The sequence below is a fragment of the Leucobacter rhizosphaerae genome (genome assembly GCF_022919175.1).
GTDB lineage: Bacteria > Actinomycetota > Actinomycetes > Actinomycetales > Microbacteriaceae > Leucobacter > Leucobacter rhizosphaerae.
Window position 1 is genome coordinate 3,190,472 of record NZ_CP095043.1, and the last position, 22,050, is coordinate 3,212,521.

General features: G+C 69.2%; 20 protein-coding genes. 18 read left to right on the plus strand and 2 right to left on the minus strand.

The annotated features are described in order from the left end of the window. Nucleotides 1–297: 297 nt before the first annotated feature. The 7 genes from lysA to MUN76_RS14715 all read left to right on the plus strand — a co-directional run bounded on the left by lysA (nt 298) and on the right by MUN76_RS14715 (nt 9,819). Nucleotides 298–1,770: a diaminopimelate decarboxylase gene (gene lysA, locus MUN76_RS14685; protein WP_244685745.1), complete on the plus strand. Its 1,473-nt coding sequence runs from the start codon at nt 298–300 to the stop codon at nt 1,768–1,770. Then, the gene (locus MUN76_RS14690) at nt 1,767–3,077 is read left to right on the plus strand and encodes a homoserine dehydrogenase (protein WP_244685747.1); all 1,311 of its coding nucleotides are present in this window, start codon (nt 1,767–1,769) and stop codon (nt 3,075–3,077) included. Before lysA ends, MUN76_RS14690 begins: the two co-directional genes overlap by 4 nt. After that, nucleotides 3,074–4,006 carry a homoserine kinase gene (thrB, locus tag MUN76_RS14695; RefSeq protein ID WP_244685749.1) on the plus strand — a complete coding sequence of 311 codons (933 nt, stop codon included), beginning with the start codon at nt 3,074–3,076 and terminating at the stop codon, nt 4,004–4,006. The genes MUN76_RS14690 and thrB overlap by 4 nt, the downstream gene beginning before the upstream one ends. Before the next feature lie 200 nt (nt 4,007–4,206). Continuing rightward, on the plus strand, nt 4,207–6,288 hold the full coding sequence (gene rho, locus MUN76_RS14700; RefSeq protein ID WP_244685750.1) for a transcription termination factor Rho: 2,082 nt from the start codon (nt 4,207–4,209) through the stop codon (nt 6,286–6,288). A gap of 107 nt (nt 6,289–6,395) precedes the next feature. Next, nucleotides 6,396–7,475 carry a peptide chain release factor 1 gene (gene prfA, locus MUN76_RS14705; RefSeq protein ID WP_244685752.1) on the plus strand — a complete coding sequence of 360 codons (1,080 nt, stop codon included), beginning with the start codon at nt 6,396–6,398 and terminating at the stop codon, nt 7,473–7,475. 290 nt (nt 7,476–7,765) lie between these two features. Then, nucleotides 7,766–8,317, plus strand: a complete 552-nt coding sequence (locus tag MUN76_RS14710) for a GNAT family N-acetyltransferase (protein WP_244685754.1) — start codon at nt 7,766–7,768, stop codon at nt 8,315–8,317. 110 nt (nt 8,318–8,427) lie between these two features. Continuing rightward, on the plus strand, nt 8,428–9,819 hold the full coding sequence (locus MUN76_RS14715; RefSeq protein WP_244685756.1) for an MFS transporter: 1,392 nt from the start codon (nt 8,428–8,430) through the stop codon (nt 9,817–9,819). A gap of 47 nt (nt 9,820–9,866) precedes the next feature. Here MUN76_RS14715 and cysE read toward each other — a convergent pair whose 3' ends face one another. Next, nucleotides 9,867–10,433, minus strand: a complete 567-nt coding sequence (gene cysE, locus MUN76_RS14720; RefSeq protein ID WP_244685758.1) for a serine O-acetyltransferase — start codon at nt 10,431–10,433, stop codon at nt 9,867–9,869. Nucleotides 10,434–10,512: 79 nt separating this feature from the next. Further along, nucleotides 10,513–11,448, minus strand: a complete 936-nt coding sequence (gene cysK, locus MUN76_RS14725) for a cysteine synthase A (protein ID WP_244685760.1) — start codon at nt 11,446–11,448, stop codon at nt 10,513–10,515. 404 nt (nt 11,449–11,852) lie between these two features. Between cysK and prmC the strand changes: the two genes are divergently transcribed. From prmC to atpD, 11 genes are all read left to right on the plus strand, one after another. Then, nucleotides 11,853–12,899 carry a peptide chain release factor N(5)-glutamine methyltransferase gene (prmC, locus tag MUN76_RS14730; protein WP_429952867.1) on the plus strand — a complete coding sequence of 349 codons (1,047 nt, stop codon included), beginning with the start codon at nt 11,853–11,855 and terminating at the stop codon, nt 12,897–12,899. Between the two features lie 11 nt (nt 12,900–12,910). After that, entirely contained in the window at nt 12,911–13,576 is a 666-nt protein-coding gene (locus MUN76_RS14735) for an L-threonylcarbamoyladenylate synthase (protein WP_244685762.1), read from the plus strand. A gap of 1 nt (nt 13,577) precedes the next feature. Continuing rightward, the gene (locus MUN76_RS14740) at nt 13,578–14,807 is read left to right on the plus strand and encodes an MraY family glycosyltransferase (RefSeq protein ID WP_244685764.1); all 1,230 of its coding nucleotides are present in this window, start codon (nt 13,578–13,580) and stop codon (nt 14,805–14,807) included. After that, a complete protein-coding gene (locus tag MUN76_RS14745) occupies nt 14,804–15,289 on the plus strand; it encodes a Cg1360 family ATP-synthase-associated protein (protein ID WP_244685766.1) in 486 nt (161 codons plus the stop codon). Before MUN76_RS14740 ends, MUN76_RS14745 begins: the two co-directional genes overlap by 4 nt. A 150-nt stretch (nt 15,290–15,439) precedes the next feature. Continuing rightward, complete coding sequence (atpB, locus tag MUN76_RS14750; RefSeq protein ID WP_244685768.1) at nt 15,440–16,264, plus strand: F0F1 ATP synthase subunit A; 825 nt, start codon at nt 15,440–15,442, stop codon at nt 16,262–16,264. A gap of 56 nt (nt 16,265–16,320) precedes the next feature. Then, a complete protein-coding gene (gene atpE / locus MUN76_RS14755) occupies nt 16,321–16,548 on the plus strand; it encodes an ATP synthase F0 subunit C (protein WP_244685770.1) in 228 nt (75 codons plus the stop codon). 33 nt (nt 16,549–16,581) lie between these two features. Continuing rightward, on the plus strand, nt 16,582–17,136 hold the full coding sequence (locus MUN76_RS14760; protein WP_244685771.1) for a F0F1 ATP synthase subunit B: 555 nt from the start codon (nt 16,582–16,584) through the stop codon (nt 17,134–17,136). Beyond that, nucleotides 17,136–17,912 carry a F0F1 ATP synthase subunit delta gene (locus tag MUN76_RS14765; RefSeq protein ID WP_244685773.1) on the plus strand — a complete coding sequence of 259 codons (777 nt, stop codon included), beginning with the start codon at nt 17,136–17,138 and terminating at the stop codon, nt 17,910–17,912. The genes MUN76_RS14760 and MUN76_RS14765 overlap by 1 nt, the downstream gene beginning before the upstream one ends. 55 nt (nt 17,913–17,967) lie before the next feature. Further along, nucleotides 17,968–19,596: a F0F1 ATP synthase subunit alpha gene (gene atpA, locus MUN76_RS14770; protein ID WP_244685775.1), complete on the plus strand. Its 1,629-nt coding sequence runs from the start codon at nt 17,968–17,970 to the stop codon at nt 19,594–19,596. A 78-nt stretch (nt 19,597–19,674) separates the two neighbouring features. Further along, the gene (locus MUN76_RS14775; RefSeq protein WP_244685777.1) at nt 19,675–20,565 is read left to right on the plus strand and encodes a F0F1 ATP synthase subunit gamma; all 891 of its coding nucleotides are present in this window, start codon (nt 19,675–19,677) and stop codon (nt 20,563–20,565) included. Nucleotides 20,566–20,586: 21 nt separating this feature from the next. Continuing rightward, entirely contained in the window at nt 20,587–22,047 is a 1,461-nt protein-coding gene (gene atpD / locus MUN76_RS14780; protein ID WP_244685779.1) for a F0F1 ATP synthase subunit beta, read from the plus strand. Nucleotides 22,048–22,050: the final 3 nt, after the last annotated feature.

Sequence of the window (22,050 nt, forward strand, 5' to 3'; positions counted from 1 at the left end):
CCCCGAGCGTCCGCGCGTTGCGCACCGAACACCGCGTCCCCGTCCTCCGTCATCCGCGCACTCGCGCGACGGAGGGCGGGGACGCGCGGGTCTCCGCGCCGCGCCGTGCACGACTATCCGACCCCGCGGCACACGCCCGGGGCATGCACCGCACGCTAAGCTAGACGGGTTCGTTCCGAGCCCTGGGCTCCGTGCGCACGGCTTCAGGGGCCAATCCGGGTCCGCTCGCCACCGGTCCGTCGTCGGCGGATCCCGAGCGCCTGCGAACCCGACCCCCACCCGAGCGAGGAGCGATCGATGACTCACCCCCCGCAGCGCCCCGCGCCAGGAGCCGCGGTCTCAGGCGGATCCTCGGATCCGAACGCGATCGATCCGCGGGTCTTCCCGCCGAGCGCGCGTCGCGGTCGCCAGTGCGGTGAACTCAAGATCGGCGACCTCCGCGCGACCGCCCTTACCGAGTCCTTCGGTTCCCCGCTCTACGTGGTCGACGAGGATGCGGCGCGGGCGACCGCCCGGGTGATCCGCGAGGCGCTGCAGGGCGAAGCCCGCCGCGTCGGCACCGAGGCCACCGTCTACTACGCGAGCAAGGCGTTCCTGTGCGTCGAGGTCGCCCGCTGGATGGCGGAGGAAGGCCTGGCGATCGACGTGGCGAGCGGCGGGGAACTCGCTGTGGCGCTCGCCGCAGGCGTGGATCCCGCCCGCATCGGGTTCCACGGCAACAACAAATCAGTGGCCGAGATCGAGCGCGCCGTGCGCGCCGGGGTCGGCACCCTCATCATCGACAGCGAGGTCGAGACCGGCAGGATCGCCGCAGCGGCCAGCGCGGCGGGCGTCCGTCAGCGGGTCCGCCTCCGGGTCAACAGCGGCGTCCACGCCTCCACCCACGCCTACCTCGCGACCTCCCACGAGGACCAGAAGTTCGGTCAGCCGCTCGGCGAGGCCGCGCGTCTCGTCGGCGACATCCTCGCCCACGAGACGCTTGAGTTCGTCGGTCTCCACTGCCACATCGGCTCGCAGATCTTCGCCACCGACGGCTTCCGCGAGTCCGCGCGCCGGCTGCTCAGCGTGTACCGCGAGCTGGGTGAGCTCGCGGGGTCGCCGATCCCGGAGCTCAATCTCGGCGGCGGTTTTGGCATCGCCTACACGAGCGCCGAGGCCGACGAGGCACCGCAGATCGCCGAGATCGCCCGCGAGCTCGCCGACATCGTCGCGTCGAGCGCCGAGGAGTTCGGGATCCCGATCCCGAAGCTCGCGTTCGAGCCCGGTCGCGCCGTGATCGGGCAAGCGGGCGTGACGCTCTACACCGTCGGAACGACCAAAACGGTGCAGCTGGCGGGGTCGGACGCCGCGGAGGATCCCGCGGACCGCGGCTACCCCGAACGCCTCTACGTGAGTGTGGACGGCGGCATGAGCGACAATCCGCGCCCCGCGCTCTACGGCGCGGACTACCAGGTGCGGATCGCGAACCGCTCGAGCGAGGCCGATCCCGCGCTCGTGCGGGTGGTCGGCAAGCACTGCGAGTCGGGCGACATCGTCGTGGATCGGGACGAGCTGCCGGGCGACGTCCGCCCGGGGGACACCCTCGCGGTCGCCGCGACCGGCGCCTACTGCTGGTCGCTCTCGAGCACCTACAACTACGTCCCCCGGCCACCCGTCGTCGCGATTCGCGGCGGCGTGGCCCGCGTCATCGTGCGCGGGCAGACCGAAGAAGATTTACTCGCACAGAGCGTCGTCACCGGCGACGCCCGCACGAATGGAGATACGAAGTGAACGGATACCGCGATCTTCGCGTGGCGCTGCTGGGCTGCGGCTCGGTCGGCGCCCAGGTGGCACGGCTCATCCTCGAGCACGGCGATGAGCTGGCAGCGCGCGCCGGAGCGCGGCTGACGCTCGCCGGGATCGCGGTGCGCGCGATCGACGCGCCGCGCGACGTCGACCTGCCGCGGGACCTCTTCACGACGGACGCGGAGCGCCTCGTGCAGGGCGCCGACATCGTGATCGAGCTGATGGGAGGCATCGAGCCCGCGAAGTCGCTCATTCTGCAGGCGCTGCAGGGCGGTGCCGACGTCGTGACCGCGAACAAGGCGCTGATCGCGGCGCACGGGCCGGAGCTCGCAGAGGCCGCCGAGCAGGTCGGCGCCCAGCTCTCCTACGAGGCTGCCGTGGCGGCCGCGATCCCGATCCTCCGTCCCCTCCGCGAGAGCCTCGCCGGCGACCACATCACCCGTGTGCTCGGGATCGTGAACGGGTCGACGAACTACATCCTCGACCGCATGGATCGCTTCGGCGACAGCGCGGAGGACGCGGCGCGCCTCGCGAGCGAGCTCGGGTACCTCGAGGCCGATCCCACCCTCGACGTCGAGGGCTACGACGCGGCGCAGAAGGCGACGATCCTCGCGAGCATCGCCTTTCACACCGAGGTGCCGGTCGACGCCGTCTACCGCGAGGGCATCACGAAGATCACCGCGGCCCAGATCGATGCCGCGAAGCACGCCGGCTACGTCATCAAGCTGCTCGCGATCGCGGAGCGGATCACCTCGGCCGACGGTACCGACGGCGTCTCGGCCCGGGTGTACCCGGCGCTGATCGAGCGCGACCACCCGCTCGCGGTGGTCTACGGCGGCAAGAACGCCGTGTTCGTCGAGGCCGAGGCCGCCGGCGAGCTCATGTTCTACGGTGCCGGCGCCGGTGGCGCTGAGACGGCCTCGGCGGTGCTGGGCGACCTGGTCTCCGCGGCGCGGCGCCACGTCGTCGGCGGCCCCGGGATCCCGGGATCGCTGCACGCGGAGCTTCCGATCCTGCCGGTGAGCGAGGTCAGCACGGCGTACCAGGTGATGCTCGAGGTGCGCGATGAGCCGGGTGTGCTCGCGGGGGTCGCGGGGATCCTCGCCACGCACGGCGTCTCGGCGGCGAGCGTCGAGCAGTCGGTCGAGCCCGGCGCGACGGGGCGGGCGACGCTCGTCATCGGCACGCACGTCGCCCGCGAGGGCGATCTCGCGGCAATGGTCGAGGCCCTGCGCACGAGCGACACGGTCGTGAGTGTCACGAGCATCCTCCGTCTCGAGGGACAGGCGTGAGCGCGGCACGCGCCGTCCGCGTCCGCGTTCCCGCCACGAGCGCCAACCTCGGCCCGGGGTTCGACACGCTGGGGATCGCGCTCGCCTACGGCGACGAGCTGACCGCCGAGACACGAGAGGCGCCGGGCGCGACGGTCGTCGTCACCGGTGTCGGCGCGGGGGAGGTGCCCACCGATGAGACGAACCTCGTCGTGCGCTCGGTCGCCCACGTCTTCGAGCGCCTCGGCCGTGAGCTGCCGGGGCTCCACATCACGGCGCACAACCGGATCCCGCACGGGCGGGGCATGGGATCGTCGGGCTCGGCGATCGTGTCGGGCGTGATGATCGCCGCGGGGCTGCTGGAGAGCGACCCGAACGATCCGATCGCGCTCACCGAGGAGCAGTTGCTGGCGTTCGCGACGGATCTCGAGGGGCACCCCGACAACGTCGCTCCGGCGCTGTTCGGCGGGTTGACGATCGCCTGGACCACCCCCGACGGGCCGCGGTTCAAGCGGCTCATGGTGCACCGCGGCGTCGCGCCGCTCGTGCTCGTGCCCGGCTTCACGATGTCGACCGCGCTGGCGCGGAGCCTCCAGCCGGCGCAGGTGCCGCACGCGGACGCGGTGTTCAACGTGTCGCGCTCCGCACTGCTGATCGCCGCGCTCACCCAGAGCCCCGAGCTGCTGCTCGAGGCGACGGAGGATCGCCTGCACCAGAACTACCGCGGCGAGGCCATGCCGGCCACGCGCGATCTCATCGGAGACCTGCGCGCGGCGGGTCACGCGGCAGTGGTGTCGGGGGCAGGGCCCTCGATCCTCGTGCTCTCGAACGGCCCGGCGGAGCGGCTCGCAGCCGCCGACCTCGTCGCCGCTCGCGGAGACGAATGGCGGGCGTTGCTCCTGGCCGTCGACACCAAGGGTGCTACAGTGGAGGCGATCCCCGCGCACTAGCGCGAGTGTTCGAGAGGGCCGAGCCCTCGCGGAGTCGTTCCGGCTCCGTCGCACGCGCCCTTCGAGGTGCATCGCTGCGAAACGTGGATCGTTTTCCTCGCCGGCATGTGACCGGTGATCCCGACGCACATCTGTGCACCCCCGCGTGGAGGAGAAGCCGAGTGACTGCTCTCTTCTGGCGGCGTTCTGAAAGGAAGAACGTGGAACTGAACGCGAATGAATCCACCCCCACCACCGCTGCGGACGCCGCTCCGGTCGCCGAGAAGCCCGTGCGTCGCCGCGCGTCGCGTCGGGTGACCGCTGCGGCCGGCGCTGCGCCGGAGGTCACCGAGGCAGCGGCTCCGGCTGCTGCCGAGGCACCCGCCGCTGCTGCTTCGGCCCCTGCTGCTGAGGCACCCGCTGCTCCGGCAGCCGAGGAGGCGCCGAAGAAGCGCGCGACGCGCAGCCGCAAGAAGGCGGCTGAATCGACCGACGCTGCTCCGGCGAGCGATGCCGCCGCTGCGGACGCGCCCGCGGAGGCCGCCGCTGCTGATGCTCCCGCTGCCGATGCTCCCGCTGCCGAGGCGCCGGCTGCCGAGGCGCCGAAGAAGCGCGCGACACGCAGCCGCAAGAAGGCCGCTGATCCCGCAGAGGCTGCTGAGGCCGCGGGCGATGCCGCAACGGCCTCCACGGAAGCACCCGCCTCCACTGAGGTCCCGGCCGCCGACGCCGCCGCGGGCGCGACGACCGGCGCTGCGGAGTCCGAGGCCACCGAGACCGCTGCCCCCGCGCGCCGCACCCGCGGCGGCCGCCGAGCGCAGTCCGACGCCGCAGCGGCGCCGGCCGAAGCCGAGGCCGCCGAGGCCTCCGCTCAGCAGGGCGCCAAGAACGACGGAACCGACGCCGCCGGTGACGGCGCGTCCGACAATGGCCGGTCGCGCAACCGCCGCGGTCGCGGCGCGAAGAACGACGCCGAGCAGTCCGAGGGCGAGCAGAACGGCGGCAACGCCGATGAGTCCAAGTCGCGCGGCCAAGGCCAGAACGGCAACCAGAACCGTGGCCAGGGCCAGGGCCAGAACGGCCCGAAGAACGACGACAACTCGACCCGCTCGAGCCGCACGCGCCAGCGCGATCGCAAGCGTCGGGGTCAGGGCGACGACTTCGAGCCCGAGATCACCGAGGACGACGTGCTGCTGCCCATCGCGGGCATCCTCGACGTGCTCGACAACTACGCTTTCGTGCGCACGAGCGGCTACCTGCCCGGTACCAGCGACGTCTACGTCTCGCTCGGACAGGTGAAGAAGTACGCGCTGCGCCGCGGCGACGCCGTGGTCGGTGCGATCCGCCAGCCGCGCGAGGGCGAGGGCGGCAGCCGTCAGAAGTACAACGCGATCGTGAAGATCGACTCCGTCAACGGCCGTCAGGTCGATGAGGACGAGACGCGCGCCGACGAGGCCGAGCTGACGCCGGTCTTCCCGCAGGAGCGCCTTCGCTTCGAAACCTCCGCCGAGCAGCTCGTCGGGCGCGGGATCGATCTGGTCGCCCCCATCGGCCTCGGCCAGCGCGGCCTCCTCGTGGTGCCGGCGCAGGCCTCGGCGACCGGCCTCCTCACCGAGCTGGCCGCCGCGGTCACCGCGAACAAGCCCGACGCGCACCTCATGGTGGTGCTGACGGACGCGCGGCCCGAGGTCGTCACCCAGCTCCAGCGCACCGTGCACGGCGAGGTCGTCGCCGCGACGTTCGACCGGTCCGCTGAGGATCAGACGACGGTCGCCGAGCTGGCCATCGACCGTGCGCGTCGTCTCGTCGAGCTCGGCCACGACGTCGTCGTGCTGCTCGACTCGCTCAACCGTCTGGCCCGCGCCTACGCGCAGACCCAGCCGGGTGCCGTGAAGGTCGCCACCGACGTGGTCGACGAGTACGCGATCGCGCAGGTCAAGCGACTGCTCGCCGCCGCGCGCAACCTCGAGAACGGCGGATCGCTCACGATCCTCGCGACGACGCAGACCGGCACCGGGGTGCAGGTCGACAAGACCCTGCTGCGCGAGGTGCGCCAGGTCGCCAACAGCGAGGTCCGCTTCACGAAGACGGCCATCGGGCACACTCCCGCGGTCGACCTCGGTGCCTCGCACACGCTGCAGGCCGACACGATGCTCGGGGCCGACGAGGCGCGCGTCCTCGCGCAGCTCCAGGTGTCCCTCACCGAAGACGACGCCGTCGAGAGCCTGCGGGCCCGCCTCCGCTCGTCCTCCTCGAACGCCGCGCTGCTCGCTGAGATCCAGCGCGCCGGAGGCATCTCCTAGGTTCCGGACCGTCGCCCTCGCGCTCAGCCGCGGGGGCGACACTGGAACTCCATCGGTGAGAGAGTCCGCGCTCCGCTTCGCGGCCGCGGAACGACGAGAGGTCACGAATGTTCGAACAGGTCGAGGGGCTGCTCCGCGAGCACGCGCAGCTGCAGGAGGAGCTGGCCGATCCCGCGCTGCACGCCGACGCGGCACGCGCGAAGAAGGTGAATCGCCGCTACGCCGAGCTCAGCAAGATCAAGGCCGCCTACGAGAGCTGGCAGCAGCACGGGGATGACCTCGAGGCCGCGCGCGAGCTCGCGAAGGAGGACGAGGCGTTCGCCGAGGAGATCCCGAGCCTCGAGACCGGACTCGCCGAGGCGCAGGAGAAGGTCCGCCGGCTCCTGATCCCGCGCGATCCTGACGACGCCCGCGACGTGATCCTCGAGATCAAGGGCGGTGAGGGCGGTGCCGAGTCGGCACTGTTCGGCGCCGATCTGCTCCGCATGTACATGTACTACGCGGAGTCCAAGGGCTGGAAGACCGAGATGCTCGAGAAGGACGAGAGCGACCTCGGCGGGTACAAGAACGTGCAGATCGCGATCAAGTCGAACGCGACGGATCCCTCGCAGGGCGTGTGGGCGCACCTCAAGTACGAGGGCGGCGTGCACCGCGTGCAGCGGGTGCCCGTGACCGAGTCGCAGGGGCGCATTCACACCTCCACGACGGGGGTGCTCGTCTACCCGGAGGTCGATGAGCCGGGCGAGGTCGAGATCAACCAGAACGACCTCAAGATCGACGTGTACCGCTCGAGCGGGCCCGGCGGTCAGTCCGTGAACACGACCGACTCGGCAGTGCGCATCACGCACCTGCCGACGGGTATCGTCGTCGCGATGCAGAACGAGAAGAGCCAGCTGCAGAACCGCGAGGCCGGCATGCGCGTGCTGCGGGCCCGCCTGCTCGCGAAGCAGCAGGAGGAGGTCGCGGCGGAGGCCAGTGCGCACCGCTCGAGCCAGATCCGCACGATGGATCGCTCCGAGCGCATCCGCACCTACAACTTCCCGGAGAACCGCATCGCGGATCACCGCACCGGGTACAAGGCGTACAACCTCGACGCGGTCATGAACGGCGCGCTCGGGCCCGTGATCGACTCGTGCATTCAGGCCGACGAGGAGGCCCGCCTCGCCGACCTCGGGTCCGAGTCCTAGGGTCGAACCTTTCCGCCTCTTCCCGCATCGGGGCGTGAGCGATTTCTGTTCTGCTGAGAGCATTCTTGACCCCAAATCGCTCACACGAGGGGGAGTGGGATCTCTTCTTATCCCTCTTCTGTCCGAGTGAACGCACTGGCCCTGTCTCGTCCGTGACACGGGGCCCGTGCGCTCACTCGCGAACGGGAGCCAGGGAGCGAGCGGCCGAGCGAGAGAGCGGCCGAGAGGACCGCCGCCCGCGCGCAGGATTGGTCTGAACGCCCGCCCCGATCCCGCGCTACGCTGAACGCATGTCAGACTCCGCTGCCCCGCCTGCCGCCCCGCTCGTCGGCCCCCTCGTCACCCTCCGTCCGCCGCACGAGGGCGACCTCGCCCCGCTCGTCGAGATCCTCTCCGAGCCCGAGGTGTCGCTCTGGTGGGTCGGCTACACGCCGGAGCGGGTCCGCGCCGAGTTCATCGACGAGCCCGAGATCACCCGCATCATCGAGGTCGAGGGCGTCTGCGCCGGCGCGATGTTCATCCTCCGCGGCGACGACCCCGAGTACCCCACGACCGTCATCCACCTCTTCCTCGCGACGCGATTCCGCGGCCGCCGGATCGGGGAGGAGGCGCTCGCCCTCACGATCCGTCAGGAGTTCGCCGACGGGATCACGCGCGTCACCCTCGACCCGAACGCCAACAATGCCGGCGCGATCCGCAGTTATGAGCGCCTGGGCTTCCGCCGGATCGGGATCCTCCGCGACTACCAGGTGCGCCCCGGCGGCCACCTGGAAGACGCGCTCTTCATGGATCTCACGCGCAGCGACTTCCCCGACGGACCGCCGCTGCCTCCGCGCGACTGAGCCGGGGAGCTGCGAGGCTGCGGGGGTGTCACCCGCGGGCCCAGCAACGCCCCGGAGCACCCCGGCCGAAGCACCCGTAGCGGAGGAGCCAGGGCAGTAGCATGGGCAGTATGCGCCGCGTTCGACCCCTCCTCCCGTGGGTCGTCTGGGGTATCGCCGCGCTGGCGTACGCCATCGCGATCATCAACCGGTCCTCGCTCTCGGCGCTCGGCCCCGCGGCCCAGGAGCACTTCGGCATCGACGCGACGACCCTCGCGGCGTTCCCGGTGATCCAGCTCGTCGTCTACGCGGGGCTGCAGATCCCGGTCGGCATGCTGCTCGACCGCTTCGGCGCGACCGTGCTGATCCTCACGGGCGGCGTCCTGATGACCCTCGGCCAGGTCGTGATGGCGACCGTCGCCGACGTTCGACTCGCGATCCTCGCGCGGGTGCTCGTCGGGGCCGGGGACGCCTGCATCTTCATCAGCGTGATGCGACTGCTGCCCGAGTGGTTCGCGATCCGGCAGCTTCCCACCGTGAGCCAGCTCACGGGCCTCATCGGACAGGCGGGGCAGCTCATCTCGGTGGTGCCCCTCGCGCTGGCGGTCGGTACGTTCGGGTGGACGGCCGGGTTCAACGGGATCGCGGCGACGGCCTTCTTCGTGTCGCTGGTGGCGTTCTTCGTGGTTCGGGATCGCCCCGGGCAGGGCTCCGCGTTCGAGCGCCTGACGGGCCGCCTCGGGCGTCTGAGCCGCACCGCGCGATCCCTCGCGACACCACCGGCCACCGGGGTCGTCACCGTGGGTCCGCCGGCGACCGAGATGATCGCCGCGCACCCCATCGAGGGGATGCGGCCCCTGCGGTTCTGGGCGAAGGCGCGGCGACTGCTCAGCCTGCCCGGCGTGCGGCTGTCGTACTGGGTGCACTTCACGTCGCCCTTCGCGGTGAACGTGTTTTTGCTGCTCTGGGGCATGCCGTTCCTCACGGGCGGGGTGGGGCTCGATCCGTCGGCTGCGCGCGGCCTGCTCACCCTGACGGTGCTGTCCTCGATGTTCGCGGGGCTCGTGCTCGGGCCGCTCAGCTCGCGCTTCATCGAGCGTCGGGTCTGGATCAACGTGGGGATCACCCTCGCCATCGCGCTGACCTGGGTGGCGATCATCGTGTGGCCCGGACCACCCCCGCTGTGGCTCGTGATCGTGCTGCTCGTGGTGATGCCGCTCGGCGGCCCCGCGTCGATGATCGCGTTCGAGGTCTCGCGCTCGCACACGCCGCGCAGCTTCATCGGCTTCGGCACCGGCCTCATCAACACGGCCGGGTTCACGGCGTCGCTGCTGACGATCCTGCTGGTCGGTCTGGTGCTGGATCTGCAGGGCGCCGGATCGCCCGAGCACTACTCGCTCGGGGCTTTCAAGGTGGCGTTCGCCGTGCAGATCCCGTTCTGGGCGCTCGGTCTCACGATGATCTTCATCGAGCAGCGGCGCACGAGGCGCTGGATGGAGCGGCACGGGCGCACGCTCCGCTGAGGCACGAGCGCAGCTGCGGGATCAGCCGCAGCGCCCAGCCGGGCCTGCTAGATCACGTAGAAGTCAGCGGCGTCCGGCAGCTCTGCCGGGGCACCGCGGCGCGGGCGGCCGTGCGCGGGGATGCCGGTGAGGGTCGTCCACGGCGGGGCGGAGTGGACCACCACGGCGTTCGAGCCGACGGCGCAGTCGTGGCCGAGTTCGATGTCGCCGAGCAGCTTCGCCCCGGCGCCGATGACGACGCGATCCCCGATGGTCGGGTGGCGCTTGCCGCCCTGGTGCCCGGTGCCGCCGAGCGTCACCCCGTGGTAGATCAGCACATCGTCGCCGATCTCCGCCGTCTCTCCGATCACCACACCCATGCCGTGGTCGATGAAGAGCCGACGGCCGATGGTCGCTCCGGGGTGGATCTCGATGCCGGTGGTGAACCGCGTCAGCTGCGAGATCGCTCGGGGGAGGAACCTCAGCCCCCGCTTCCACAGCCGGTGGGAGAGCCGATGCCACCACACCGCGTGCAGACCGGAGTAGATGAAGAAGACCTCCGCGGATCCGCGCGCCGCGGGATCGTGCGCGCGCGCAGCGGCGATGTCCTCGTGGAGGCGGGAGAAGAGTGCCACGGGAGTCCTTCGGGTGGGCGTGCGGGAGGGAACGCAGAGCGGGGCCCGCGAGCGTCGACTCGCGGGCCCCGTCGTTCGATTAGACCGCGAGGTCCTCGAAGAGCACGGTGGAGAAGTACCGCTCGCCGAAGTCGGGCACGACCACGACAATCTTCTTGCCGGCGTTCTCGGGGCGCTTCGCGACCTTCACCGCGGCCCAGACGGCCGAGCCGCCCGAGATGCCCGCGAGGATGCCCTCGTCGGTGCCGAGCGCGCGAGCCTTCGCGATCGAGTCGGCGAGGGTCACGTCGATGACCTCGTCGTAGATCTCGCGATCGAGGATGTCGGGCACGAAGTTCGCGCCGAGACCCTGGATCTTGTGCGGGCCGGCCTTGCCCTCGGTGAGCAGCGGGGAGTCGATGGGCTCGACCGCGACGACCCGGATCTCGGGGTTCTGCTCCTTGAGGAAGCCGCCGGCGCCGGTGATGGTGCCGCCGGTGCCGATGCCCGCGACGAAGATGTCGATCGTGCCGTCGGTGTCGTTCCAGATCTCGGGGCCGGTCGTGGCGCGGTGGATCGCGGGGTTGGCCGGGTTCGCGAACTGCTTCGCCAGCACGGCTCCGGGAGTGTTCGCGGCGATCTCCTCGGCCTTCGCGACGGCACCCTTCATGCCGAGGGGGCCCTCGGTGAGCACGATCTCGGCGCCGTAGGCGGCGAGCAGCTTGCGGCGCTCGACGCTCATGGTCTCCGGCATGGTGAGGATCACGCGGTAGCCGCGAGCCGCACCGACGAACGCGAGCGCGATGCCGGTGTTGCCGCTCGTGCCCTCGACGATCGTGCCGCCTTCCTTCAGCTCGCCCGAGGCCTCCGCCGCGTCGATGATCGCGATGCCGATGCGGTCCTTGACGCTGCCCGCGGGGTTGTAGAACTCGAGCTTCGCGTAGACCTCGGCCTCGGCGCCGTCGGTGACGCGGTTGAGCCGCACCAGAGGGGTGTTGCCGAATGCCTGCGTGATGTTCTCGTACGTCCGTGCCATGGTGCAAGTCCTCCTGAAGTGTCGCAACAAAACCTCCTCAAACTATAGCGTGGAGTTATTCGAGGAGTCCGGGAAGGTTATGGTCTGCGACGGTCTGTGACAGGGATCGCGGTGCGGGGCTCTGCCCGCGGTGCGCGGCCCGGACTGCCCGCTCCCGCGCGTCTGCACAGCGCCCGCGTCTGCACAGGGCCCGCGTCTGCACAGCGCCCGAGTCTGCACAGCGCGCGCAGCGCTCGCGCGCCCGCCCGCCTGCCTGCCGCGCGCCAGAAACAGAGATCTGCACTCACGCAGAGGGATCTGGCGCTCCGGCTCAGCGCGAATGCAGATCTCTGCGGTTATGCGGAGCGCGGGAGCGAACTGCAGCTGCGAGTGCCAGCTGCGGGGCCCTGTGGCAGAGTGGAGCGGTGCACGCCGAGCTGAACGACCCGAACGACCCGAACCACCCGAACGACCTCGCCGACCTGCTCTCGGAGGTCCGCGGACGCCTGGGGGAGGCCGGCATCGAGGATCCCGCCGCCGACGCTGAACTGATCGCCGGGCACGTGCTCGGCGTCTCCCGCGGCCGCTTGCAGGCGCTCGCGATCATGGGCACCGCCGTCGAACCGGGGCAGGCCGAGGCGATCGGGGATCTCGCGGGGGAGCGCGCGCGCCGGATCCCGCTCCAGCACCTCACGGGCCGAGCCCCGTTCCGGGGTCTCGAGCTTGCGGTCGGACCTGGCGTGTTCGTGCCGCGGCCCGAGACCGAGTCGGTCGCGCAGTTCGCGATCGACGCGCTGCGCGGGGTGCCGGATCCCGAGCCGCTCGCCGTGGACCTCTGCACCGGCAGCGGAGCCCTCGCGCTGGCGCTCGCGCACGAGGTACCCACGGCGCGCGTGTGGGCGGTGGAGAAGAGTCGCGAGGCGCACGCCTGGGCCGCGCGCAACGTCGCCGAGTGGGGCGACGGGCGCGTCGAGCTGATCCTCGGCGACATCGCCGAGTTGGAAGCTGCTGATGTTGACGCGGAAACCGACGCGGACGCACCCGCACCCGCCGCCGCTGACGCAACGGTTGGCGTAGACGCCACCGCCACCGCACCCGCCGCACCCCAGACCCCCCTGACCCGCGCGTTCACCCCGCTCCGCGGGCGGATCCACGTCCTCGTCTCGAACCCCCCGTACGTGCCGAGCGACATGGTGCCGCGCGATCCCGAGGTGCGAGACCACGATCCCGAGCTGGCCCTCTACGGGGGCGCCGACGGACTCGATCTCGTCCGCGTCATCAGCCGCATCGGTCGGCGACTCGTCGTGGCGGGCGGCACGCTCGTGCTGGAGCACGCGGAGCTGCAGGGGCGCGCGATCCGGGATCTGCTCGCCGCCGACGGCTGGCGGTCGCCCGCCACCCACCCGGATCTCACGGGTCGGGATCGCACGACGACCGCGGTGAACGGGGAGCTGCCGGGCATCGTGCCCTAAACTAGCCAGTTATGGCCGAGGTGTTTGATTGCTCTGAGAATTCGCAGCTGCTGTCGGGGACCCGCACGGCCCGGCAGGCACTGGGGCGCGGCGAGCTCGTCGTGCTGCCGACGGACACGGTCTACGGGGTGGCCGCCGACGCGTTCAACCCGGCGGCCGTGCAGAAGCTCCTCGACGCGAAGGGCCGCGGACGCCAGTCGCCGCCGCCCGTGCTGATCCCGAACACGGCGACGCTCGGCGCCCTCGCCGCCGAGGTGAACGACTCCATCACCGCGCTGGCCGACGCCTTCTGGCCGGGGGCCCTCACGATCATCACCGTCGCGAATCCCTCGCTGAGCTGGGACCTCGGGGAGACCGGCGGCACGGTCGCGCTCCGGATCCCGAACCAGCCCCTCGCACTGGAACTGCTGCAGGAGACGGGGCCGCTCGCGGTCTCCTCCGCGAACAAGACCGGTGAACCGGCGGCCCGCACCGCGGAGGCCGCCCGCGAGATGCTCGGGGACTCCGTGGCCGTGTACCTCGAGGCGGGGGAGGCCGCGGGCGACGGCGAGGCCTCGACCATCGTCGACGCGACCGCGCTCACGGGTGACGGCGGCGCGCTGCGGATCCTGCGGCAGGGCGCGGTGAGCCGCGAGGCGATCGCCGCGGTGCTGCCGCAGGTGACGATCGGCGACTGACGTGCTGGCGTACCTGGTGGCCTTCGTCGTCGCGGCGGCCGTGACCGCGGTGGCGTCGTACGCGGTGCTCCGGGTCAGTCGACGGTTCGGGCTCGCGCCCGAGGTGCGCGCCCGCGATGTGCACAGCACCCCGACCCCTCGGCTCGGCGGCATCGCGATGCTCATCGGACTGCTCGCCGCGTTCGGGATCGCGAGCACGCAGCGGGCGTTCGAATCGCTCTTCACCGAGGGCACTCAGATCTGGGCGCTGCTCGGGGCCTGCGCCATCGTGGCCGCGGTCGGGATCCTCGACGATCTGCTCGACCTCGACTGGATGATCAAGCTCGCGGCCCAGCTCGCCGCGACCGGCCTGCTCGCCTGGAACGGCGTGCAGATCGTGTCCCTGCCGTTCGGAGACACCCTCATCGTGGGATCGCCCGTCGTGAACTTCGTGATCACGGTATTCCTCATGACCTTGGTGATGAACGCCGTGAACTTCGTCGACGGCCTGGACGGCCTGGTCGCCGGGGTCGCGATCATCGCGAACTCCCTGTTCTTCATCTACACGCTGCTGCTCAGCGCCCAGATGGGCCAGGTCGACTCGGTGACGTTCGCGAGCCTCATCGCGGCCGTGGTCGTCGGGATCTGCGCCGGGTTCCTCCCGTTCAACTGGCACCGCGCGCGCATGTTCATGGGGGACACGGGAGCGCTCCTCGTCGGCCTCCTCATGGCGACCTCGACCGTGTCGGTGACGGGCCAGCTCAATCCGGCGCTGCTCGACCAGAAGCTCGTGCTCGCGGCCTACATCCCGATCATCCTCCCCATCGCGGTGCTGGCGCTGCCCCTCGCGGACTTCTCACTCGCCGTGATCCGGCGCCTCAAGGCGGGTACGAGCCCGTTCACCGCGGATCGCCTCCACCTGCACCACCGCCTGCTCGACATGGGCCACTCGCCCGTGCAGGCCGTGCTCATCTTCTATCTCGGCACGGCGGTGCTCTCGGTGGCCGTGCTCCTCGTCTTCACCATGCAGAGCTTCACCCTGCCGATCATCGTGCTCGTCGCCGGCGGCGCCGTGTGCGCCGTGCTGCTGTGCTTCCCGCTGCAGCGGGTGCGTGCTGCTGCCGCCCAGCGGGGCTTGCTACCGTTGACACGACGAGTGCACTCGGACTCCGCCGTGCGCGCGGCCGATGCCGACTCTCAGACCGCAGCTCGACCGATCCCGGGTCGCGCGAACGAAAGGACTCCCGAGTGAGTGACCCAGCTCTGCCCGATTCCCACGCCGCGGGACAGGACGAGCCGGGCCCCGTCCGGATGCCCACGTCGCAGCCCCTCCTGGTGCGCGCGCTGCGCTGGGGGATCATCGCAACCGTCGCACTCATCGTGCTGTTCGCGGGGATCGGCTGGCTCGTCTCCGAGAACCGCGGGCTCGCCGGCGGGGTGCTCGGCGCCGCGATCGGGGGAGTGCTGCTCGGGATCACCGTGGGGAGCATCGCCTTCGCGAACCGCTACATCGCGAGCCCCTCGTACATCGTCGTGTTCTTCGTGATCGTGCTCGGCGCGTGGCTGCTGAAGTTCATCGGCTTCATCGTGGCAGCAGTGCTGCTGCGGGATCAGCCGTGGCTGGACCCGACCGTCATGTTCTTCGGGATCATCTCCGGGGTGCTCGTGTCGATCGTGATCGACGTGCTGGTCATCGCAAAATCGCGCATTCCATATGTATCCGATGCCGCTTAGTTCTCGTTTGGGTTTCGCCTGAAGTGAAATCCTTGATAACATTGAAAAGTTCCCTAGCCAGGCCGCGCTATCGCTGTGTGTCTGTGAGCGCCGGGGGCACGACCATCGTTCGACGCTGTGCAGCCGTGCGTTGCACCCCGAATCAGGAGAATGGCGCTGTTCGCTAACGCTGTGCAATTCGTGACCCCCAGTCTGCCCGCCGCCGAGGATGGTGAGTTCCACCCGCCGTCCCTGAACGAGTTCTTCCCCGAAGCGCTCTGGTTCGAAGGTACGCCCTTCGAGATCAACCGCATCATGCTCATCCGCATCATCATGGTCGTGGTGCTGCTCGTCCTCTTCTGGCTCGGCACCCGCAAGATGCGCGTGATCCCGACCCGCGGTCAGTCGCTGACCGAGATGGCGATGGACTTCGTCCGTGTGAACATCGCGGAGGACCTGCTCGGCAAGAAGGACGCGCGTCGCTTCCTCCCGATCCTGATGACGATGTTCTTCCTCATCCTGGCGTTCAACATCACGGGCATCATCCCGTTCATGAACATCGCGGCCTCATCGGTCGTCGGGTTCCCGCTGGTCCTGGCGATCATCTCCTACGTGGTCTTCATCTACGCCGGTGTCAAGAAGAGCCCGGGCAAGTTCTTCAAGAACTCCCTCTTCCCGGCCGGTGTGCCGTGGGTCATGTACATCATCGTGACCCCGATCGAGTTCCTCTCGACCTTCATCATGCGCCCGGTCACCCTGGCCCTCCGACTGCTCATGAACATGCTGGTCGGCCACCTGCTGCTGGTGCTGTTCTTCGCAGCCACCCAGTTCTTCCTCTTCAGCGCGGACGGCATCTTCAAGCTGTTCGGTGTCGGCACCTTCGCCTTCGGCTTCGCCTTCACCCTCTTCGAGATCCTCGTCGCTGTGCTGCAGGCCTACGTCTTCACACTCCTCACCGCCGTCTACATCCAGCTCGCGCTGGCTGAAGAGCACTAACAACCCCTACAGGGCGCGGCAACCGTCGCGCTCACACACGGAAGGAAACACATACTGTGTCTGTTCTCGCTGAAATCTCGGGCAACATCGCAACCGTCGGTTACGGTCTCGCTGCCATCGGCCCCGCCATCGGTGTGGGTATCGTTGTCGGCAAGACGATCGAGGGCGTCGCTCGTCAGCCCGAGCTCGCCGGCCGCCTCCAGGTCCTGATGTGGATCGGTATCGCCTTCACCGAGATGCTCGCGCTCATCGGTATCGCGACGTACTTCATCTTCACCTCGTAGTCCACCTCCTCAAGTCTCGAAAGGGAGGCACTGATGCTCAACGCAGTAATCTTTGCCGCTGCTGAGGAAGGCGCGGCTCCGAACCCGCTGATTCCCGCGTGGTACGACATCATTTGGTCGTCCGTCGCATTCATCATCATCCTCGTTGCCTTCTGGAAGATCTTCCTTCCGAAGCTGCAGGCGATGCTCGATGCACGTGCTGAAGCCATCGAAGGCAACATCGCCAAGGCAGACGAGGCCCAGGCGAAAGCCGAAGCTGCGCTGCAGGAGTACACCGCGCAGCTGGCCAGCGCTCGCCAGGAAGCTGGCGAGATCCGCGAGTCCGCTCGCGCCGACGCCACCAAGATCGTGGCGAAGGCCAAGGAGGATGCCACGGCCGAGCAGGCCCGCATCGCCCACGCCGCCCAGGCGCAGATCGAGGCCGAGCGCCAGAGCGCCGCGGTTTCGCTGCGCAAGGACGTCGGATCCCTCGCCATCGACCTCGCCTCCGGTGTGGTCGGAGTCACGCTGGCCGACGATCAGAAGGCGTCCGCGCTGGTCGATCGTTTCCTCGCGGATCTCGAAGCGTCCGAGAAGGCGGCTCAGTAATGGGCAGCGCGTCACGTGAAGCACTGGCCCAGGCCCGCACGTCGGTGCATGCCGGGATCGGCCAGAGCGCCGGAACCGAGCTGCTGACCGCGGTCGGCCAGATCGCCCAGTCTCCAGCCCTCGCTAGCGCCCTCGGGGATCCGTCGGCACCGGTGGAGAGCAAGACCCAGGTGGTCGAGCGTCTCTTCGGCGCGCTTTCCGCTGGCGCGCGCGGCGTGCTCGTCGCTGCGGTCTCGGGCCGCTGGTCCACCACCGATGAGTTCGTCGAGGGTGTTGAGGAGCTCGGCCTTCGCGCCGAGGCGCTGACCAACCCCGAGCTCGCCGACGAGCTGCTCGCGGTTGCCGATCTCGTCGATCGCAACCACGAGCTGCAGCTCAGCCTCGGCAGCAAGCTCATCGGCGCAGAGGGCAAGGTCAGCCTCGTCCAGCAGCTGCTGAACGGCAAGGTCTCGGCCTCCGCCGTCGCCGTCGTCAGCCACCTCGTCGCTCAGCCGCGCGGCCGTCGTCTCGACGCCTCGCTGCGCCGCGCGGCGCGTGTGGTCGCTGACCAGGAGGGCAGCGAGCTCGCCACGGTCACCGTCGCGGCACCGCTCTCCTCGGAGCAGCAGACCCGGCTCGCACGTCTGCTTGAGCAGAGCGCAGGTCGACCCGTGAAGGTCACCACCGTGATCGACCCCACCCTCATCGGCGGTGTGCGCATCCAGCTCGCCGATGACGTCATCGACGGGAGCATCCGGGCGCGCCTGGATGACCTCCGACAGCAGCTCGCAGCATAGGGCACCAACTTTCACCTCCGGGGGCGGCGCTTCCGGTTCAGACAGAGGAAACGAAATGGCAGAACTCTCCATCAGCCCGGACGAGATCCGGAACGCGCTGAAAGACTTCGCAGCGTCATACGAGCCGGCCCAGGCGAACAAGACCGAGGTCGGAACGGTGCTCGACGCCGCTGACGGCATCGCGCACGTCGCCGGTCTCCCGGGCGTTATGGCGAACGAGCTCATCCGCTTCGCGGACGGCACGCTCGGACTCGCGCAGAACCTCGAAGAGGACGAGATCGGTGTCGTCGTCCTCGGCGAGTTCACCGATGTGGCCGAGGGCCAGGAGGTCACCCGCACGGGTGAGGTCCTGTCCGTCCCCGTCGGCGAGGGCTACCTCGGCCGCGTGGTCGACCCCCTGGGCAAGCCGATCGACGGCCTCGGCGAGATCACGAACCTCGAGGGCCGCCGTGCGCTCGAGCTCCAGGCGCCCGGCGTCATGCAGCGCAAGTCGGTGCACGAGCCGCTGCAGACCGGCATCAAGGCCATCGACGCGATGATCCCTGTCGGCCGCGGCCAGCGTCAGCTCATCATCGGTGACCGCCAGACCGGCAAGACGGCGATCGCGATCGACACGATCATCAACCAGAAGTCCAACTGGGAGTCCGGCGACGTCACCAAGCAGGTGCGCTGCATCTACGTGGCGATCGGTCAGAAGGGCTCGACCATCGCTTCGGTGAAGGGCGCACTCGAGGACGCCGGCGCGATGGAGTACACCACCATCGTGGCGTCCCCCGCATCGGATCCCGCGGGCTTCAAGTACCTCGCCCCCTACACCGGTTCGGCCATCGGTCAGCACTGGATGTACGGCGGCAAGCACGTCCTCATCATCTTCGACGACCTGTCGAAGCAGGCCGAGGCCTACCGCGCCGTGTCGCTCCTTCTGCGCCGTCCGCCGGGCCGCGAGGCCTACCCGGGTGACGTCTTCTACCTGCACTCGCGTCTCCTCGAGCGGTGCGCGAAGCTCTCCGACGAGCTGGGCGCCGGTTCGATGACGGGTCTCCCGATCATCGAGACGAAGGCGAACGACGTCTCCGCGTACATCCCGACCAACGTGATCTCGATCACCGACGGCCAGATCTTCCTCCAGTCGGATCTGTTCAACGCGAACCAGCGTCCCGCGGTCGACGTGGGCATCTCGGTGTCCCGAGTCGGCGGCGACGCGCAGGTCAAGTCGATCAAGAAGGTCTCCGGTACGCTCAAGCTCGAGCTCGCGCAGTACCGCTCGCTCGAGGCCTTCGCGATGTTCGCATCCGACCTCGACGCGACGAGCCGCAAGCAGCTCGCACGTGGCGCTCGCCTGACCGAGCTCCTCAAGCAGCCGCAGTACACCCCGTACCCGGTTGAAGAGCAGACCGTGTCGATCTGGGCCGGTACCAAGGGCTTCCTGGACGACGTGCCGGTGGAGGACATCCTCCGCTTCGAGCGCGAGTTCCTGGACTACCTGGCTCGCAACTCCGAGGTGCTCGCCACGCTCCGCGCGACGAACGTCCTCGATGACGACACCGTCGCCGAGCTCGAGAGCAAGATCGCGACCTTCACGAGCGAGTTCCGCACCTCGGCTGGCCAGAGCCTGGCCGAGCAGTTCGACGCCATCGACGAGGCCGAGATCCAGCAGGAGCAGCTGGTCGTCACCAAGAAGTAGCGCGTCTGGCGGGGGCCTCGGCCCCCGCCGCACCCGCACTCCAGACACCCAGCCAGCCCCAACCGAAACAGGAGAGACATGGGAGCGCAACTTCGGGTCTACCGGCAGAAGATTCGTTCTGCCCAGACGACCAAGAAGATCACCCGTGCGATGGAGCTGATCGCGGCATCTCGCATTCAGAAGGCGAAGGCACGCGTCGAGGCCTCAACCCCGTACGCGACCGCGATCACTCGCGCCGTCTCGGCCGTCGCCACGCACTCAAACACCGATCATCCGCTGCTCACCGAGGCCGAAACGGTCGAGCGGGCGGCCGTGGTGATCTTCACCTCAGACCGCGGTCTCGCGGGCGCCTTCAACTCGCAGGTGCTGCGCGAGGCGGAGGAGCTCACCGAGCTGCTCCGCGAAGAGGGCAAGGACGTCGTGTACTACCTGATCGGCCGCAAGGCCCAGGGGTACTTCTCGTTCCGCCGCCGGGCTTCCGAGCGCGTCTGGACGGGTGACACCGAGAACCCGACCTTCGAGACGGGAAGCGAGGTCGCCGAGGCACTGCTCGAGGTGTTCTCCCGCCCCGCCGCCGAGGGTGGCGCGCAGGAGATCCACCTCGTGTACAACCGCCTGATCAGCATGGTCAGCCAGGTGCCCCAGGTGCACCGACTGCTGCCGCTGCAGATCGTGGAGGGTGTCGCCGAGGCCTCCGACGGCCCCGCCCCGCTGTACGAGTTCGAGCCGGACGCTGACGCGGTGCTCGATCGTCTGCTTCCCGCCTACATCGAGTCGCGCGTGTTCAACGCGATGCTCGAGTCCGCCGCAGCGAAGCACGCTGCGACGCAGAAGGCGATGAAGTCGGCGAGCGACAACGCAGACACGCTGATCCGCGACTACACCCGCCTCGCGAACAACGCGCGTCAGGCGGAGATCACCCAGCAGATTTCCGAGATCGTGGGCGGCGCTGACGCGCTGTCCGGCTAAACGCTACGAAGAGAGAGAATCATGACCGAAACCGCCGCAGTGGCGACTGAGGCCACCCAGGTTGTCGGGCGGATCGCTCGAGTAACCGGCCCCGTCGTCGACATCGAGTTCCCCCACGATGCCATCCCCGCCGTGTACAACAAGCTCGAGACCGCCATCAGCCTCGGCGAGGGCCAGGAGGCGTTCACGCTCGTCCTCGAGGTTGCACAGCACCTCGGTGACAACCTCGTCCGCGCCATCGCGCTGAAGCCGACCGACGGCCTCGTCCGCGGCCAGGAGGTCACCGACACGGGCGGCCCCATCACCGTTCCCGTCGGCGACATCACCAAGGGCAAGGTCTTCGACGTTGCCGGCAACGTGCTGAACCTGCCCGACGGCGAGCAGATCGAGGTCTCCGAGCGCTGGAGCATCCACCGCACGCCCCCGGCCTTCGATCAGCTCGAGTCGAAGACGCAGCTCTTCGAGACCGGCATCAAGGTCATCGACCTCCTCACCCCGTACGTGCAGGGTGGCAAGATCGGTCTGTTCGGTGGTGCCGGTGTCGGCAAGACCGTGCTGATCCAGGAGATGATCCAGCGCGTGGCTCAGGATCACGGCGGCGTGTCGGTGTTCGCCGGTGTCGGCGAGCGCACCCGTGAGGGCAACGACCTCATCCACGAGATGGAAGAGGCCGGCGTCTTCGACAAGACCGCACTCGTGTTCGGCCAGATGGATGAGCCGCCGGGAACGCGTCTGCGCGTCGCCCTGTCGGCGCTGACCATGGCGGAGTACTTCCGCGATGTGCAGAAGCAGGACGTGCTGCTCTTCATCGACAACATCTTCCGCTTCACGCAGGCGGGTTCCGAGGTCTCGACGCTGCTCGGCCGTATGCCCTCCGCCGTGGGCTACCAGCCGAACCTCGCCGACGAGATGGGCATCCTGCAGGAGCGCATCACCTCGACCCGTGGCCACTCGATCACCTCGCTGCAGGCGATCTACGTCCCCGCGGACGACTACACCGACCCGGCTCCGGCCACGACCTTCGCGCACCTCGATGCGACGACCGAGCTCTCCCGTGAGATCGCGTCGAAGGGTCTGTACCCCGCCGTGGATCCGCTGACCTCGACCTCGCGCATCCTCGATCCCCGCTACTTGGGCGAGGATCACTACCGCGTGGCCACCACCGTCAAGCAGATCCTCCAGAAGAACAAGGAGCTGCAGGAGATCATCGCCATCCTCGGTGTCGATGAGCTCTCCGAAGAGGACAAGATCACTGTGGCACGCGCTCGTCGCATCCAGCAGTTCCTCTCGCAGAACACCTACATGGCGAAGAAGTTCACCGGTGTCGAGGGCTCGACCGTGCCGCTCAAGGAGACCATCGAGTCGTTCGATGCGATCGCCAAGGGCGAGTTCGATCACGTCGCCGAGCAGGCCTTCTTCAACGTCGGTGGTATCTCCGACGTCGAGGAGAACTGGGCGAAGATGCAGAAGGATCTGGACTAAGCC

Excerpts from the sequence above, each read along its gene's own strand:
- atpD (WP_244685779.1), top strand. The coding sequence starts at position 20,587 with ATGACCGAAACCGCCGCAGTGGCGACTGAGGCCACCCAGGTTGTCGGG.
- atpB (WP_244685768.1), top strand. The coding sequence starts at position 15,440 with ATGGCGCTGTTCGCTAACGCTGTGCAATTCGTGACCCCCAGTCTGCCC.
- MUN76_RS14775 (WP_244685777.1), top strand. The coding sequence starts at position 19,675 with ATGGGAGCGCAACTTCGGGTCTACCGGCAGAAGATTCGTTCTGCCCAG.
- MUN76_RS14715 (WP_244685756.1), top strand. The coding sequence starts at position 8,428 with ATGCGCCGCGTTCGACCCCTCCTCCCGTGGGTCGTCTGGGGTATCGCC.
- lysA (WP_244685745.1), top strand. The coding sequence starts at position 298 with ATGACTCACCCCCCGCAGCGCCCCGCGCCAGGAGCCGCGGTCTCAGGC.
- prfA (WP_244685752.1), top strand. The coding sequence starts at position 6,396 with ATGTTCGAACAGGTCGAGGGGCTGCTCCGCGAGCACGCGCAGCTGCAG.
- MUN76_RS14735 (WP_244685762.1), top strand. The coding sequence starts at position 12,911 with ATGGCCGAGGTGTTTGATTGCTCTGAGAATTCGCAGCTGCTGTCGGGG.
- cysK (WP_244685760.1), bottom strand. The coding sequence starts at position 11,448 with ATGGCACGGACGTACGAGAACATCACGCAGGCATTCGGCAACACCCCT.
- MUN76_RS14765 (WP_244685773.1), top strand. The coding sequence starts at position 17,136 with ATGGGCAGCGCGTCACGTGAAGCACTGGCCCAGGCCCGCACGTCGGTG.
- MUN76_RS14760 (WP_244685771.1), top strand. The coding sequence starts at position 16,582 with ATGCTCAACGCAGTAATCTTTGCCGCTGCTGAGGAAGGCGCGGCTCCG.
- MUN76_RS14710 (WP_244685754.1), top strand. The coding sequence starts at position 7,766 with ATGTCAGACTCCGCTGCCCCGCCTGCCGCCCCGCTCGTCGGCCCCCTC.
- atpA (WP_244685775.1), top strand. The coding sequence starts at position 17,968 with ATGGCAGAACTCTCCATCAGCCCGGACGAGATCCGGAACGCGCTGAAA.